Origin of the sequence: Caballeronia sp. LZ033 (assembly GCF_031451265.1) — a bacterium.
In the GTDB taxonomy this organism is placed as follows: domain Bacteria; phylum Pseudomonadota; class Gammaproteobacteria; order Burkholderiales; family Burkholderiaceae; genus Caballeronia.
The window spans coordinates 2,937,275-2,952,476 of record NZ_JARUXQ010000001.1 but is presented as its reverse complement, the minus strand read 5'-3'; the positions used below and the strand labels follow the sequence as shown (position 1 = coordinate 2,952,476).

At 63.0% G+C, this 15,202-nt stretch carries 11 protein-coding genes; 9 read left to right on the top strand and 2 right to left on the bottom strand.

From position 1 onward, the window contains the following. Positions 1–39: 39 nt before the first annotated feature. The 6 genes from QCE62_RS13740 to ugpQ are packed head-to-tail and all read left to right on the top strand — an operon-like array spanning position 40 to position 6,294. Positions 40–1,260 (top strand): deoxyguanosinetriphosphate triphosphohydrolase, encoded by a 1,221-nt coding sequence (locus tag QCE62_RS13740; protein WP_309918801.1) that lies wholly within the window; start codon positions 40–42, stop codon positions 1,258–1,260. A gap of 47 nt (positions 1,261–1,307) precedes the next feature. Continuing rightward, positions 1,308–2,639 carry a sn-glycerol-3-phosphate ABC transporter substrate-binding protein UgpB gene (ugpB, locus tag QCE62_RS13735; RefSeq protein WP_309918799.1) on the top strand — a complete coding sequence of 444 codons (1,332 nt, stop codon included), beginning with the start codon at positions 1,308–1,310 and terminating at the stop codon, positions 2,637–2,639. Positions 2,640–2,698: 59 nt separating this feature from the next. Then, a complete protein-coding gene (gene ugpA, locus QCE62_RS13730; protein WP_309810293.1) occupies positions 2,699–3,583 on the top strand; it encodes a sn-glycerol-3-phosphate ABC transporter permease UgpA in 885 nt (294 codons plus the stop codon). Continuing rightward, entirely contained in the window at positions 3,580–4,425 is an 846-nt protein-coding gene (gene ugpE / locus QCE62_RS13725; protein ID WP_309918797.1) for a sn-glycerol-3-phosphate ABC transporter permease UgpE, read from the top strand. Before ugpA ends, ugpE begins: the two co-directional genes overlap by 4 nt. 17 nt (positions 4,426–4,442) lie before the next feature. After that, on the top strand, positions 4,443–5,528 hold the full coding sequence (locus QCE62_RS13720; protein ID WP_309918794.1) for a sn-glycerol-3-phosphate import ATP-binding protein UgpC: 1,086 nt from the start codon (positions 4,443–4,445) through the stop codon (positions 5,526–5,528). Positions 5,529–5,538: 10 nt separating this feature from the next. Then, the gene (gene ugpQ, locus QCE62_RS13715; RefSeq protein ID WP_309918792.1) at positions 5,539–6,294 is read left to right on the top strand and encodes a glycerophosphodiester phosphodiesterase; all 756 of its coding nucleotides are present in this window, start codon (positions 5,539–5,541) and stop codon (positions 6,292–6,294) included. Between the two features lie 4 nt (positions 6,295–6,298). Here the strand turns inward: ugpQ and QCE62_RS13710 are convergent, their stop codons facing one another. Further along, complete coding sequence (locus QCE62_RS13710; RefSeq protein WP_309810280.1) at positions 6,299–6,676, bottom strand: DUF883 family protein; 378 nt, start codon at positions 6,674–6,676, stop codon at positions 6,299–6,301. A gap of 302 nt (positions 6,677–6,978) precedes the next feature. Continuing rightward, positions 6,979–7,704 (bottom strand): OmpW family outer membrane protein, encoded by a 726-nt coding sequence (locus tag QCE62_RS13705; RefSeq protein ID WP_309811703.1) that lies wholly within the window; start codon positions 7,702–7,704, stop codon positions 6,979–6,981. A gap of 205 nt (positions 7,705–7,909) precedes the next feature. Here QCE62_RS13705 and QCE62_RS13700 point away from each other — a divergent pair, with 205 nt between their 5' ends. The 3 genes from QCE62_RS13700 (at position 7,910) to QCE62_RS13690 (ending at position 15,198) form a co-directional block, all read left to right on the top strand. Then, entirely contained in the window at positions 7,910–8,617 is a 708-nt protein-coding gene (locus QCE62_RS13700) for a transposase (protein ID WP_309810277.1), read from the top strand. Between the two features lie 330 nt (positions 8,618–8,947). Further along, complete coding sequence (locus QCE62_RS13695) at positions 8,948–13,651, top strand: glutamate synthase-related protein (RefSeq protein ID WP_309918789.1); 4,704 nt, start codon at positions 8,948–8,950, stop codon at positions 13,649–13,651. Positions 13,652–13,731: 80 nt separating this feature from the next. After that, a complete protein-coding gene (locus tag QCE62_RS13690; RefSeq protein ID WP_309918786.1) occupies positions 13,732–15,198 on the top strand; it encodes a glutamate synthase subunit beta in 1,467 nt (488 codons plus the stop codon). Positions 15,199–15,202 lie beyond the last annotated feature (4 nt).

The following is a 15,202-nucleotide window of genomic DNA, read 5'->3' as shown; positions in this document are numbered from 1 at the left end:
GCGAGCGGCGGCGAGAATCAAGACGATGCGGAGCAGCCGGTGAGCGAACAAGAATTGAATCTTCCGGCGAGCGCGCCCTCGTCGCTGGCACTCGAAGCGCATCTCGCGCCGTACGCCGCGCATTCGTCGCAGTCGCGCGGACGGCGCTTTGCCGAGACGCCGCCCGCCGCGCGCACCGAGTTCCAGCGCGACCGCGACCGCATCGTGCATTCCACCGCGTTCCGCCGGCTCGAATACAAGACGCAGGTGTTCGTCAATCACGAAGGCGACCTGTTCCGCACGCGTCTCACACACAGTCTCGAAGTGGCGCAGATCGCGCGGTCGGTCGCACGCAATCTGCGGCTCAATGAAGATCTCGTCGAAGCCATCTCGCTGGCGCACGATCTCGGTCATACGCCGTTCGGCCATGCCGGACAGGACGCGCTGAACGAATGCATGCGCGATCACGGCGGCTTCGAACACAATCTGCAGAGCCTCGCCGTTGTCGACCAGCTGGAAGAACACTATGGCGCGTTCAACGGACTGAACCTCTGCTTCGAAACGCGCGAAGGCATTCTCAAGCACTGTTCGCGTGACAACGCCCGCAGGCTCGGCGAGCTCGGCGAGCGTTTCCTGACCGGCAAGCAGCCGTCGCTGGAAGCGCAGATCGCCAATGTCGCCGATGAAATCGCCTACAACAATCATGATGTCGACGACGGCCTGCGCTCCGGCCTCATCACGCTCGAACAGCTGTCCGAGGTGAGCCTCTGGCATACGCATTTCGACGCCGCGCGCAGCGAGTATCCGGACATCGAAGGGCGGAGGCTGATTCACGAAACCATTCGCCGGATCATCAATACGCTGATCGTCGATCTGATCGATTCCACGAGCCGCAATCTGCAACGCGTGATGCCGCAGTCGCTCGACGACGTGCGCGCGGCGCCGACGCTCGTCGCGCACAGCGACGAGGTCGCCGCGCAGGCCGCGCAGCTCAAGCGCTTTCTGTTCAAGAACCTGTACCGGCACTATCGCGTGATGCGGATGGCGAACAAGGCGCGGCGCGTCGTGGCCGGCCTCTTCGAAGCCTTCACCGAAGATCCGCGCCTGCTGCCGCCTTCCTATCAGGCGCGCGAGCCGGTGGCCGAGGAATCGGCGAACGACGCGCCTGCCGTCGGCCGCGACAGCGCCCAGGCGCGGCTCATCTCGCATTACATCGCCGGCATGACCGACCGCTATGCCTTGAAAGAGTATCAACGCCTGTTTGTCATCGACAACAATTAATATCGCGCGTTTCAGAGCGCGAACCCTGTCACAAAGGAGACTCATCGATGAGCTGCAAGCCCTTGTTCCGCACGATCTCCGCCGCGGCCGTTCTGGCCTTCGGCGCCAGCACCGCGGCGCACGCCGCTACGGAAATCCAGTTCTGGCACGCGATGGAAGCCGCGCTCGGCGAGCGCGTGAACGACATCGCCAACGATTTCAACAAGTCGCAGAGCGATTACAAGATCGTCCCCGTGTTCAAGGGCACCTACGACCAGGCGCTGGCGGCAGGCATCGCGGCGTATCGCAGCGGCAACGCGCCGGCCATCCTGCAGGTCTATGAAGTCGGCACGGCCACGATGATGCAGGCGAAGAAAGCTGTCGTCCCGGTGTACGACGTCTTCAAGCAGGCCGGCGTGCCGCTGGACGAGAAAGCCTTCGTGCCCACCATCTCCGGCTACTACAGCGATGCGAAGACCGGCCATCTGCTCTCGATGCCCTTCAACAGCTCGACGCCCGTGCTGTACTACAACAAGGACGCGTTCAAGAAGGCCGGTCTCGATCCGAACCAGCCGCCCAAGACCTGGGCCGATGTCGAAGCCGACGCGAAGAAGCTGAAGGCGGCCGGCTACTCGTGCGGCTATTCGTCCGGCTGGCAGAGCTGGATCCAGCTCGAGAACTACAGCGCGTGGCATGCGGCGCCGTTCGCGACGAAGAACAACGGCTTCGACGGTCTTGACGCGAAGCTCGAATTCAACAAGCCCTTGCAGGTGGCGCACATCCAGTTCCTGCAGAACATGGCGAAGGAAGGCACCTTTACGTATGTCGGCCGCAAGGACGAGCCGGTGTCGAAGTTCTATAGCGGCGACTGCGGCATCATCACGAATTCGTCGGGCTCGCGCGCGACCATCGCGAAGTTCGCCAAGTTCGATTACGGCGTCGGCATGATGCCCTACGACGCGAACGTGAAGGGCGCGCCGCAAAACGCGATCATCGGCGGCGCGAGCCTGTGGGTGCTGTCGGGCAAGGACCCGGCCGTGTACAAGGGCGTCGCGAAGTTCCTCGCGTATCTGTCGTCGCCGGAAGTCGCCGCGAAGTGGCACCAGGACACGGGCTATCTGCCGGTCACGCAGGCCGCATATGAACTCACGCAGAAGCAGGGCTTCTACGCGAAGAACCCGGGCGCCGACATCGCGATCAAGCAGATGTTGAACAAGCCGCCGCTGCCGTACACCAAGGGCTTGCGTCTGGGCAACATGCCGCAGATCCGCACGATCGTCGATGAAGAGCTGGAACAGGTCTGGGCGGAGAAGAAGACGCCGCAACAGGCGCTCGACGCAGCAGTCTCTCGCGGCGACGAACTGCTGACCCGCTTCGAGAAGGCCGGGGCCGGCAACTAGGCACGTGCAAGCATGTGCGCCCGCGCGCGGCGCGGGCGCCTTCGTTCAGGACACATCGCATGGAAAAACGGTCTCGTTTCGATACGAGCGTGTTGCCGTATCTGCTCGTCGCCCCTCAGCTCGCCATCACCGCGCTGTTCTTCCTGTGGCCGGCGGGCGAAGCGCTCTGGCAGGCCACGCAGAGCCAGGATGCGTTCGGCACGTCGAGCGAATTCGTCGGGCTGGCGAACTTCAGGCAGCTGTTCGCGGACCCGCTGTATCTGTCCTCGTTCAACACGACGATGATCTTCTGCGCGCTCGTCACGGTGTCGGGCCTCGTGATTTCGCTGCTGCTCGCGGCGTGCGCGGATCGCGTGACGCGCGGCGCGAAGGCGTACCAGACGCTGCTGATCTGGCCGTATGCGGTCGCGCCCGCCATCGCCGCCGTGCTCTGGTCGTTCCTGTTCAATCCGAGCATCGGGCTCGTCACGTATGCGCTGGCGAAGCAGGGCATCCAGTGGAATCATGCGCTCAACGGCACGCAGGCCATGTTCCTCGTCGTGCTCGCCTCGGTCTGGAAGCAGGTGAGCTATAACTTCCTGTTCTTCTATGCCGGCCTGCAGGCGATTCCGCAATCGCTGATCGAAGCGGCCGCCATCGACGGCGCCGGTCCCGTGCGACGCTTCTTCGGCATCGCGCTGCCGCTGCTGTCGCCGACAAGCTTTTTCCTGCTGGTCGTGAACCTCGTCTATGCGTTCTTCGATACCTTCCCGGTCATTGACGCGGCCACCGGCGGCGGACCCGCGCAATCCACCAAGACGCTGATCTACAAGATCTTCGCGGAAGGCTTCCAGGGACTCGACATCGGCAGTTCGGGCGCGCAGTCGGTCGTGCTGATGGTGATCGTCATCGTGCTGACCGTGGTGCAGTTCCGTTTCGTCGAACGCAGGGTGCAATACTCATGATCGAGAACCGTCGCGGCTTCGATATCTTCTGTCACGCGGTGCTGCTGGCAGGCGTCGCGCTGATCGTGTTTCCGGTGTATGTCGCGTTCTGCGCCGCCACGATGAACTCGAAGAAAGTGTTCAGCGTGCCGCTCTCGCTCGTGCCGAGCTCGCATCTGTTCGAGAACATCGCGCACGTCTGGACCTACGGCAGCGGCAACGCGGCGGCGCCCTTCGGGCTCATGCTGCTGAACAGTCTCGTGATGGCGCTCGTGATTTCCATCGGCAAGATCGCGGTGTCGATCATCTCGGCCTATGCCATCGTGTTCTTCCGTTTTCCGTTGAAGAACCTCGCGTTCTGGCTCATCTTCATCACGCTGATGCTGCCCGTCGAAGTGCGCATCTTCCCGACGGTGCAGGTCGTGTCGTCGATGCATCTGTCGAACACGTATGCGGGCCTCACGCTGCCGCTGATCGCGTCGGCAACCGCGACCTTCCTGTTCCGGCAGTTCTTCATGACGCTGCCCGACGAGCTGATGGAGGCCGCGCGCATTGACGGCGCCGGGCCGCTGCGCTTCTTCTGGGACGTCGTGCTGCCGCTGTCGAAAACGAACATCGCGGCGCTCTTCGTCATCACGTTCATCTACGGCTGGAACCAGTATCTCTGGCCGATTCTCATCACCAACGAGGTATCGCTGCAGACGGCGGTGGTCGGCATCAAGAGCATGATCGCGTCGGGCGACACCGCGACCGAGTGGCATCTCGTCATGACCGCGACGCTGCTCGCGATGCTGCCGCCGCTCGCCGTCGTGCTGACGATGCAGCGCTGGTTCGTGCGCGGCCTCGTCGACGCGGAAAAATAACCGGAGACTCTGGATAGATGGCTGCGCTGAATCTCAAGGGCGTGAAGAAGACCTACGACGGCTCGCAGTACGTGCTGCACGGCATCGACGTGGCAGTCGCCGATGGCGAGTTCGTCGTGATGGTGGGCCCGTCGGGCTGCGGCAAGTCCACGCTGCTGCGCATGGTGGCGGGACTGGAGAGCGTCTCCGAAGGCGCAATCGAAATCGGCGGCAAGGTCGTGAACAAGCTGGAGCCGAAGGATCGCGACATCGCGATGGTGTTCCAGAACTACGCGCTCTATCCGCACATGAGCGTGGCGCAGAACATGGCGTATGCGCTGAAGATCGGCGGCGCGGACCGCAAGACGATCGACGCGCGCGTGGCCAATGCAGCGCGCATCCTCGAACTCGAGCATCTGCTCGCCCGCAAGCCACGCGAACTGTCGGGCGGACAGCGGCAGCGCGTCGCGATGGGCCGCGCGATCGTGCGTGAACCGGCGGTGTTCCTGTTCGACGAACCCCTGTCCAACCTCGACGCCAAGCTGCGCGTGCAGATGCGTCTCGAGATCCAGCGCCTGCACGCGCGTCTCGCGACCACGAGCCTCTATGTCACGCACGATCAGATCGAAGCGATGACGCTCGCGCAACGCGTCATCGTGATGAACAAGGGCCATGCCGAGCAAATCGGCGCGCCGACCGAAGTCTACGAGCGGCCGGCGACGGTGTTCGTCGCGAGCTTCATCGGCTCGCCTGCGATGAACCTGCTCGAAGGGCGCCTTGCGGACGATGGCGCGACGTTTCATGTGGCCGGCGACGGGCCTGCACTGCCCGTGTCGGGAGCGAACGGCGTCACGCGCGAGATGCACGGGCGCGAGTGGACGCTCGGCATTCGTCCCGAGCACATGACGCCGGGCGTCGAAGGCGTGCCGAGTGCAACGCTGGAGGTCGATTCGGCGGAACTGCTCGGCGCCGACAACCTGGCCCACGGCAAGTGGGGCAAGCACGATGTGGCGGCGCGGCTGCCGCATGAGCATCGGCCGCGGCGCGGCGAGCAACTGGCGCTGTCGCTGCCGGCGCGCCATCTGCATTTCTTCGATGCAGCAAGCGGAAGGCGCGCCAACTGAAGGAGCCGCGATGAGAACCTGGCCTTATCCCGCCATCGTCGCGCATCGCGGCGGCGGCAAGCTTGCGCCGGAGAACACGCTGGAAGCCATCGACGTCGGCGCGCGTTACGGACACCGGATGATCGAATTCGACGCGAAGCTTTCCGCCGACGACCTCGTCTTCCTGCTGCATGACGACGATGTCGACCGCACGTCGAATGGCCAGGGCGCGGCGCAGGCGCTGAGCCTGGCGCAATTGCAGGCGCTCGATGCAGGCGCGTGGTTTGGCGCGACGTTCGCGCACGCGCGCATGCCGACGCTCGCCCAGGTTCACGAGCGCTGTATGCGTCATGGAATGGCGGCAAACATCGAGATCAAGCCGAGCACGGGACGCGAAGTCCGGACCGGCGAGATCGTGGCGCGCGAGGCGGCGAGCCTGTGGGCGGACGCCGATCCGGCGCCGCTGTTGTCGTCGTTCTCTTATGCGGCGCTCGAAGCCGCACGCGATGCCGCGCCCGACCTGCCGCGCGGCATGCTATACGAGCGCGTGCCGGCGGACTGGCACGCGCAGACGGCGGCGCTTGCATGTGTGTCGCTGCATGCGAACCATCGCGCGCTCGATGAAGCGCTGGTGGCGCAGATCAAGGATGCCGGGCTGCGCATCCTCGCCTATACCGTCAACGATCCAGCGCGTGCACGCTTGCTCGCGCAATGGGGCATCGATGCGATCTGTACGGATCGCATCGACATCATTGGCGCGGATTTTCTGGAGGCGGCGTCGGACTAGAAGGTCAACGCACGCGGGCGAGCAGAATCCCGGCGACGAGCGCAAGGCCGCCGACCAGTGCGATCGTCTGCCAGGGCTTTTCGTGGATGAATGCGTCGGCATCTTCGAGCGCGGCACCCGCGCGCTGACGCAGCACGGCGTGGGTATCGTTGAGGCGTGCACGGGCGCTGTCGAGCCGATCGCTGATCTGCGCGCGCAACGCGGCGGCATCGGCCGAAGTGCCCTCAGACAGCGCGCTTTCCAGTTCGCTCAGCAATGAGCGCAGTTCCGAGCCGATATCCTCGGCTGCTTCACGGCCATGCCGCGCCATGCGTCGAGCCCGGCGGCTGGTCGTGGTCCATGAATCTCCGATGGCGTCACGCGTGTTGGGCAGTGCGTTCATAGATCGCTCCGTCGATGGATGAGTCGTGGATAGCCCGCCCTTGAATCAGCGGGAAAAACCCATGACTGAGCAAGTTCGGTGCCGGTGTTTCATAAACCGCTGACGGGACGCGTGGCCGCGCCCGACGAGACATGGTACATGCTCGCGACACGTAACATGTGCAAGCGATGCGATGCATCGAAGGTCACATTTACAAGCATTGCGCAAATGAAAATACCGGAATGTGAAAACATGCCGGCGTTATCTTTGTTAATCGCTTTCGCTTCGATCTTTTCAATCTCGCATACGCAGCAACACGCTTTTTAGAAGCGATAACCTACGCGCAAATACGTCACGATCGGATTGAGCGTGATTTTTGCCTGCGATTGCACATTGAGCGTACCCACCGGCGTTTGCGCGGCAGTGTTGAGCTTGGCGGTTGCCTTCAGCGGAATGAACGAAACCGAAAATCCGGCGAACCAGTGCTCCGTGAAGTTGTAGGTTGCGCCGACGTTAAAGACAGGCGCCCAAGAACTATCCGTGTCGACGCTGGTCGGACCATGCAGGACCGAGCCTTCGAACTGGTCATTGGTGATCTTGGCGTCGGTGAACCAGGTGCGCGTCACGCCAATGCCGACGAACGGACGGAACTTCGCTTGAGGAGCATTGAAGAAGTATTTGAAGAGCAGCGTCGGGCTCCACTGCTTCGCGCTGCCAAGCTTGCCGTAGCGCGAAAGCGTGCCGGTGCCTTCGAGGTCGAACGTGGGCGGGATGCCCATCTCGAGTTCAGCGGCGATGTGATCGGTTGCGAAGTAACCGAACGTGAAGCCGGCGGTATCAGCGCTTGAAATGCCGGCGCCCGTGCCGGGAACATCGATATTGACGGGAGATCCGCCTACACTTGTTTCTTTGAGCGGACCGCTGCTGTCTTGCGGGGCAAAATGAAACCAGCCTCCAGTGACATAGAAGGATCCGGCTGATTGCGCATGCGCCGCTGTGGACACACACGCCAATGCCGCGATCCCCGTGATGACCTGTTTTATTTTCAATTTGTGCTCCTCCGAAAAAGCACGCTCATTATGAACACAACATTTCAAAGTAACCATAGCGGTGCCGTAGAGCATTTTCCCTAGGGCACAGAGCGGCTTCGGAGCCTCGTTGCACGGCATTTGCATGGCTTTTGCACATGATGCCGGAATGGCTCCCAAGGACCCCTGCCGGGGTAACACAAACGCGACCAACGGAATATCCAGAATGGCACGGCTTGCACGACTCTACGTTCCCGAACAGCCGCAGCATGTCATCCTGCGTGGTCTCGACCAGCAGCCCGCCTTCGTTGATGACCAGGACTATGAGCTCTTCATCGACTGCCTGAGAACGGCTTCGCGTGATCATCACCTCTCCATTCACGCCTATGCATTGATGCCGCAGGCGGTGCATCTGCTGGTCACGCCGCGCGACGAATCCAGCTTGCCCAAGGCGATGCAGGCAGTCGGACGTCGTTACGTAGCGCACTTCAATCGACGTTACATGCGACGCGGCACACTCTGGGAAGGCCGCTACCGGGCGACCGTCATCGAGGGCGAGCGCTACTTCCTGCTCGCCACGCGCGTTGTCGAAATGGCGCCGGTGCGTGCGCAACTCGTCGCGGCGCCGCAGGACTACAAGTGGTCGAGCTTCCGTCATCACATCGGCCTTACGCTCGATGGACTGATCACCGACCATCCGTTGTTCTGGTCGCTCGGCAACACGCCTTTCGAACGTCAGCACGCCTACAAGGAACTGTGCGAACAACCGCTCGACGAACGCGAAACCACGCGTCTCCTGCAAGCGACACTCAAAGGCTGGGTGCTCGGCAGCGATTCCTATCGGGAATGGGCCGCGCGGGCAGCCAATCGCCGGGTGTCGCCGCTGCCGCGCGGCCGGCCGCGCAAGGTTCGCGAGACTCCACAGGCCCAATAACGACCCGTCAATACAAAGCTGAAGGAAAAAACGAAACGGCGTCTCGGATTTCATCGAAACGCCGTTTTTCTAGGCGATTTTTCAATGTGGCCCCAAATAAATGGGGCAACTTTGCACCATATCGATAATAGGTGCCAGACCATCACATTTTGTTTGCCATCTTTTTGATTCGTCGCGTATATTTCGATTTCTGGCGATTGCCGCGGTGCAGCGTGCCGCGCACGACCGTGCAGTGCGACCTGATTCGTTGAAACAAAACGGTCGCACAGCAACAAGAAAATGGTTCAACGGCCGCGTCAGTCGGCCCCTCACAGTAGAGACGGTGTCCCCATGAACGATCATCAGCAACCGGCAGTCGGTTCGCTTCCCGCCGCGCAGGGCATGTACGACCCTGCCAACGAGCATGACGCCTGCGGCGTCGGCTTCGTCGCCCACATCAAAGGGAAAAAGAGCCACGAGATCATTCAGCAGGGTCTCAAGATTCTCGAGAATCTGGACCACCGCGGCGCAGTGGGCGCCGATCCGCTGATGGGCGACGGCGCCGGCATCCTGATCCAGGTGCCGGACGGTTTTTATCGCGAGGAAATGGCCAAGCAGGGCGTGACGTTGCCGCCGGCGGGCGAATATGGCGTCGGCATGATCTTCCTGCCGAAGGAACACGCCTCGCGTCTCGCGTGCGAACAGGAACTCGAACGTACCGTGAAGGCAGAAGGCCAGGTGGTGCTCGGCTGGCGCGACGTCCCCGTCGACTCCACCATGCCCATCTCGCCCGCCGTCAAGGCCACCGAGCCGCTGATCCGCCAGATCTTCATCGGGCGCGGCAAGGACATCGTCGTGACGGACGCGCTCGAGCGCAAGCTGTACATCATCCGCAAGACCGCCAGCCATCGCATCCAGGCGCTCAAGCTCAAGCACGGCAAGGAATACTTCGTGCCGTCGGTGTCGTCGCGTACCGTGGTCTACAAGGGGCTGCTGCTCGCGGGCCAGGTCGGCGTGTATTACCGCGACCTGCAGGACGAGCGCGTCGTCTCGGCGCTGGCGCTCGTGCACCAGCGCTTCTCGACCAACACCTTCCCGGCATGGGAGCTCGCGCACCCGTATCGTATGATCGCGCACAACGGTGAAATCAACACCGTGAAGGGCAACGTCAACTGGCTGAACGCGCGCACCGGCGCGATCGCCTCGCACGTGCTCGGCGACGACCTGCCGAAGCTCTGGCCGCTGATCTACCCGGGCCAGTCGGACACGGCTTCGTTCGACAACTGTCTCGAACTGCTCGTGATGGCCGGCTACCCGCTCGTCCACGCGATGATGATGATGATCCCGGAAGCGTGGGAGCAGCACACGCTGATGGACGACAACCGCCGCGCGTTCTACGAATATCACGCCGCGATGATGGAGCCGTGGGACGGTCCCGCCGCGATCGCGTTCACCGACGGCCGTCAGATCGGCGCAACGCTGGACCGTAACGGCCTGCGTCCGGCGCGCTATCTCGTCACCGACGACGACCTCGTGATCCTCGCGTCGGAGTCGGGCGTGCTGCCTATTCCCGAGTCGAAGATCGTCCAGAAGTGGCGCCTGCAGCCGGGCAAGATGTTCCTGATCGACATGGAGCAGGGCCGCATCATCCAGGACAAGGAACTCAAGGACAACCTCGCGAACGCCAAGCCGTACAAGAGCTGGATCGAGGCCGTGCGCATCAAGCTCGACGAGATCGAGCCGAAGGCGGAAGACGTCGAGACGCAGCGCCGCGAAGCCGCCGTGCTGCTGGACCGCCAGCAGGCGTTCGGCTACACGCAGGAAGACCTCAAGTTCCTGATGGCGCCGATGGCGCAATCGGGCGAGGAAGCCATCGGCTCGATGGGCAACGACTCGCCGCTGGCAGTCATGTCCAACAAGAACAAGACGCTGTACAACTACTTCAAGCAGTTGTTCGCGCAAGTGACGAACCCGCCGATCGACCCGATCCGCGAGAACATGGTGATGTCGCTCGTCTCGTTCATCGGCCCGAAGCCGAACCTGCTCGACACGACCAACATCAACCCGACGATGCGCCTCGAAGTGTCGCAGCCCGTGCTCGACTTCAAGGACATCGCAAAGATCCGCGCCATCGACCAGTACACCGGCGGCAAATTCAGCTCGTACGAACTGAACATCTGCTATCCGGTTGCATGGGGCAAGGAAGGCATCGAGGCGCGCATCGCGTCGCTGTGCGCGGAAGCCGTGGACGCCGTCAAGTCGGGCTACAACATCCTGATCGTGTCGGATCGCCGCGCGGATCGTGACAATGTCGCGATCCCGGCGCTGCTCGCCACCTCGGCCATTCACTCGCATCTCGTTGCGCACGGTCTGCGCACGAGCACGGGTCTGGTCGTCGAAACCGGCTCGGCGCGCGAGACGCATCACTTCGCGCTGCTCGCGGGCTACGGCGCGGAAGCCGTGCACCCGTACCTCGCGCTGGAGACGCTCGCCAACATGGCCGAAGGCCTGAAGGGCGATCTCTCGGCCGAGAAGGTCATCTACAACTTCACGAAGGCGGTCGGCAAGGGCCTGCTCAAGGTCATGTCGAAGATGGGCATCTCGACGTACATGTCCTACACCGGCGCGCAGATCTTCGAAGGCGTTGGCCTGTCGGCGGATCTGGTCGAGAAGTACTTCAAGGGCACGGCGTCGAAGGTCGGCGGCATCGGCATCTTCGAAGTGGCCGAGGAAGCGATTCGCCTGCATCGCGATGCGTTCGGCGACAACCCGGTTCTCGCCAACATGCTCGACGCGGGCGGCGAGTACGCGTACCGCGTGCGCGGCGAAGAGCACATGTGGACGCCTGACGCCATCGCCAAGCTGCAGCACTCGGCGCGCAGCAACTCGTACCAGACGTACAAGGAATACGCGCACATCATCAACGACCAGACGAAGCGTCACATGACGTTCCGCGGTCTGTTCGAGTTCAAGGTCGACCCGGCCAAGGCGATTCCGCTCGAAGAAGTCGAATCGGCCAAGGACATCGTCAAGCGTTTCGCGACCGGCGCCATGTCGCTCGGCTCGATCAGCACGGAAGCGCACGCCACGCTGGCGGTCGCGATGAACCGTATCGGCGGCAAGTCGAACACCGGCGAAGGCGGCGAGGACGAAACGCGCTATCGCAACGAACTGCGCGGCATTCCGATCAAGAACGGCGACACGCTGCAATCGATCATCGGCAAGGAGGTCGTCACCGACATCCCGTTGAAGGAAGGCGATTCGCTGCGCTCGAAGATCAAGCAGGTGGCATCAGGCCGCTTTGGCGTGACGGCGGAGTATCTCGCGTCGGCGGACCAGATCCAGATCAAGATGGCGCAGGGCGCGAAGCCCGGCGAAGGCGGTCAGCTGCCGGGTCACAAGGTGTCGGATTACATCGGCAAGCTGCGTTACTCGGTGCCGGGCGTCGGGCTCATTTCGCCGCCGCCGCACCACGACATCTATTCGATCGAAGACCTGGCGCAGCTGATCCACGATCTGAAGAACGTGAACTCCGGTTCGAGCATTTCCGTCAAGCTGGTGTCCGAAGTGGGCGTCGGCACGGTGGCGGCCGGTGTCGCGAAGGCGAAGGCGGATCACGTCGTGATCGCGGGCCATGACGGCGGCACGGGCGCTTCGCCGCTGTCGTCGCTCAAGCATGCGGGCACGCCGTGGGAACTCGGTCTCGCCGAAACCCAGCAGACCCTGGTGCTGAACCGTCTGCGCGGCCGTATCCGCGTGCAGGCCGACGGCCAGATGAAGACCGGCCGCGACGTCGTGATCGGCGCGCTGCTCGGCGCGGACGAGTTTGGCTTCGCAACGGCGCCGCTCGTCGTCGAAGGCTGCATCATGATGCGCAAGTGCCATCTGAACACGTGCCCGGTCGGCGTCGCGACGCAGGACCCGGTGCTGCGCGCGAAGTTCTCCGGCCAGCCGGAACACGTCGTCAACTTCTTCTTCTTCGTGGCCGAGGAAGTGCGCGAAATCATGGCGCAGTTCGGCATCCGCAAGTTCGACGACCTGATCGGCCGCGCCGAGCTGCTCGACACGAAGAAGGGCGTCGAGCACTGGAAGGCGAAGGGTCTCGATTTCTCGCGCGTGTTCTATCAGGTGCCGGTGGAAGCCGATGTCGCGCGCAAGCATGTGGACGTGCAGGACCACGGTCTGGACAAGGCGCTCGATCACATCCTGATCGAGAAGTCGAAGGCCGCCATCGAGAAGGGCGAGCATGTGTCGTTCATCCAGCCGGTGCGCAACGTGAACCGTACGGTCGGCGCCATGCTGTCCGGCACGATCGCGAAGAAGCATGGCCACGACGGCCTGCCCGACGACTCCATCCACATCCAGCTGAAGGGCACGGCGGGTCAGAGCTTCGGCGCGTTCCTCGCGAAGGGCGTGACGCTGGATCTGGTCGGCGACGGCAACGACTACGTCGGCAAGGGCCTTTCGGGCGGGCGCATCATCATTCGCCCGACCAACGACTTCCGCGGCAAGTCCGAGGAAAACATCATCTGCGGCAACACGGTGATGTACGGCGCGATCGAAGGCGAAGCGTATTTCCGCGGCGTCGCGGGCGAGCGCTTCTGCGTGCGCAACTCGGGCGCGACGGCGGTCGTCGAGGGCACCGGCGACCACGGCTGCGAATACATGACCGGCGGCACGGTGGTCGTGCTCGGCGAGACTGGCCGCAACTTCGCGGCGGGCATGTCGGGCGGCATCGCGTTCGTGTACGACCCGGATGGCAGCTTCGCGGGCAAGTGCAACAAGTCGATGGTCGCGCTCGATCCGGTGCTGCAGCAGGCCGAACAGGAGCGCACGGTGGACCGCGCGCTGTGGCACGCCGGCAAGACCGACGAAGCGCTGCTCAAGGGGCTGATCGAGCGTCACTTCCAGTTCACCGGCTCGCCGCGCGCGAAGGCCTTGCTCGAAAACTGGGACGCGTCGCGCCGCCAGTTCGTCAAGGTCTTTCCGACGGAGTACAAGCGCGCGCTGGCTGAGATTGGCGCGAAGAAGTCGAAGGACGCCATCGCGGCTTGACGCCTCGTTCACACAGAAACAAGCGCGCTCTGCCGCAAAGACGTCGGAGCGCGTGATCCTCACCAAATACAGAGAAAGAAATGGGCAAGGCAACCGGTTTTCTCGAGTTCGAGCGCCAGCACGAGGCGTACGAAGCACCGCTGACCCGCGTCAAGCACTACAAGGAATTTGTTGCAGCGCTGACCGATGAAGACGCGAAGGTTCAGGGCGCGCGCTGCATGGACTGCGGCATTCCGTTCTGTAACAACGGCTGTCCGGTCAACAACATCATTCCGGACTTCAACGATCTGGTGTTCCAGCAGGACTGGAAGAGCGCGATCAACGTGCTGCATTCCACCAACAACTTCCCGGAGTTCACGGGCCGCATCTGCCCGGCGCCGTGCGAATCGGCGTGTACGCTGGGCATCAACGACGATCCGGTCGGCATCAAATCGATCGAGCACGCGATCATCGACAAGGCCTTCGCCGAAGGCTGGGTCGTGCCGCAGCCGCCGAAGCACAAGACGGGCAAGAAGGTTGCCGTGGTCGGTTCCGGTCCCGCGGGACTCGCTGCCGCGCAGCAGCTGGGACGCGCGGGACATGACGTCGTCGTGTTCGAGAAGAACGACCGCATCGGCGGCCTGCTGCGCTACGGCATTCCCGACTTCAAGCTGGAGAAGTGGCTGATCGACCGCCGCATGCGCCAGATGGAAGCGGAAGGCGTGTCGTTCCGCACCAATGTGTTCATCGGCAAGGAAGCGATGCCGGAATACATCGCCAACACGGCGAAGGAAACCATCACGCCGGACGAGCTGAAGGAACAGTTCGACGCCGTGGTGATCGCGGGCGGGTCGGAAACGCCGCGTGATCTGCCGGTGCCGGGCCGCGAGCTCCAGGGCATCTACTACGCGATGGAATTCCTGCCGCAGCAGAACAAGGTCAATGCCGGTGACAAGGTCCCGGACCAGCTGCTGGCCAAGGGCAAGCATGTGGTCGTGATCGGCGGCGGCGATACGGGTTCGGATTGTGTCGGCACGTCGAACCGGCATGGCGCGAAGGGCGTGACGCAGTTCGAACTGCTGGCGCAGCCGCCTGAAGAAGAGAACAAGCCGCTCGTGTGGCCGTACTGGCCGATCAAGCTGCGCACGTCTTCGTCGCATGAAGAGGGCTGCGAGCGTGACTGGTCGGTGGCGACGAAGCGCTTCGAGGGCAAGAACGGCAAGGTCGAGAAGCTGATTGCGGTGCGCGTCGAGTGGAAGGGCGGCAAGATGCAGGAAGTGCCGGGTTCGGAGTTCGAGATGAAGGCCGATCTCGTGCTGCTCGCGATGGGCTTTACGCAGCCGGTGTCGCCGGTGCTGGAAGCGTTCGGCGTCGAGAAGGATGCGCGCGGCAACGTGCGTGCTTCGACCGAAGGCGACAAAGCGTATTACACGTCGGTGGACAAGGTGTTCACGGCGGGCGATATGCGGCGCGGCCAGTCGCTGGTGGTGTGGGCGATTCGCGAAGGACGCCAGTGCGCGCGGTCGGTCGATGCGTTCCTGATGGGGAGCAGTGAGCTGCCGCGTTAAAGGG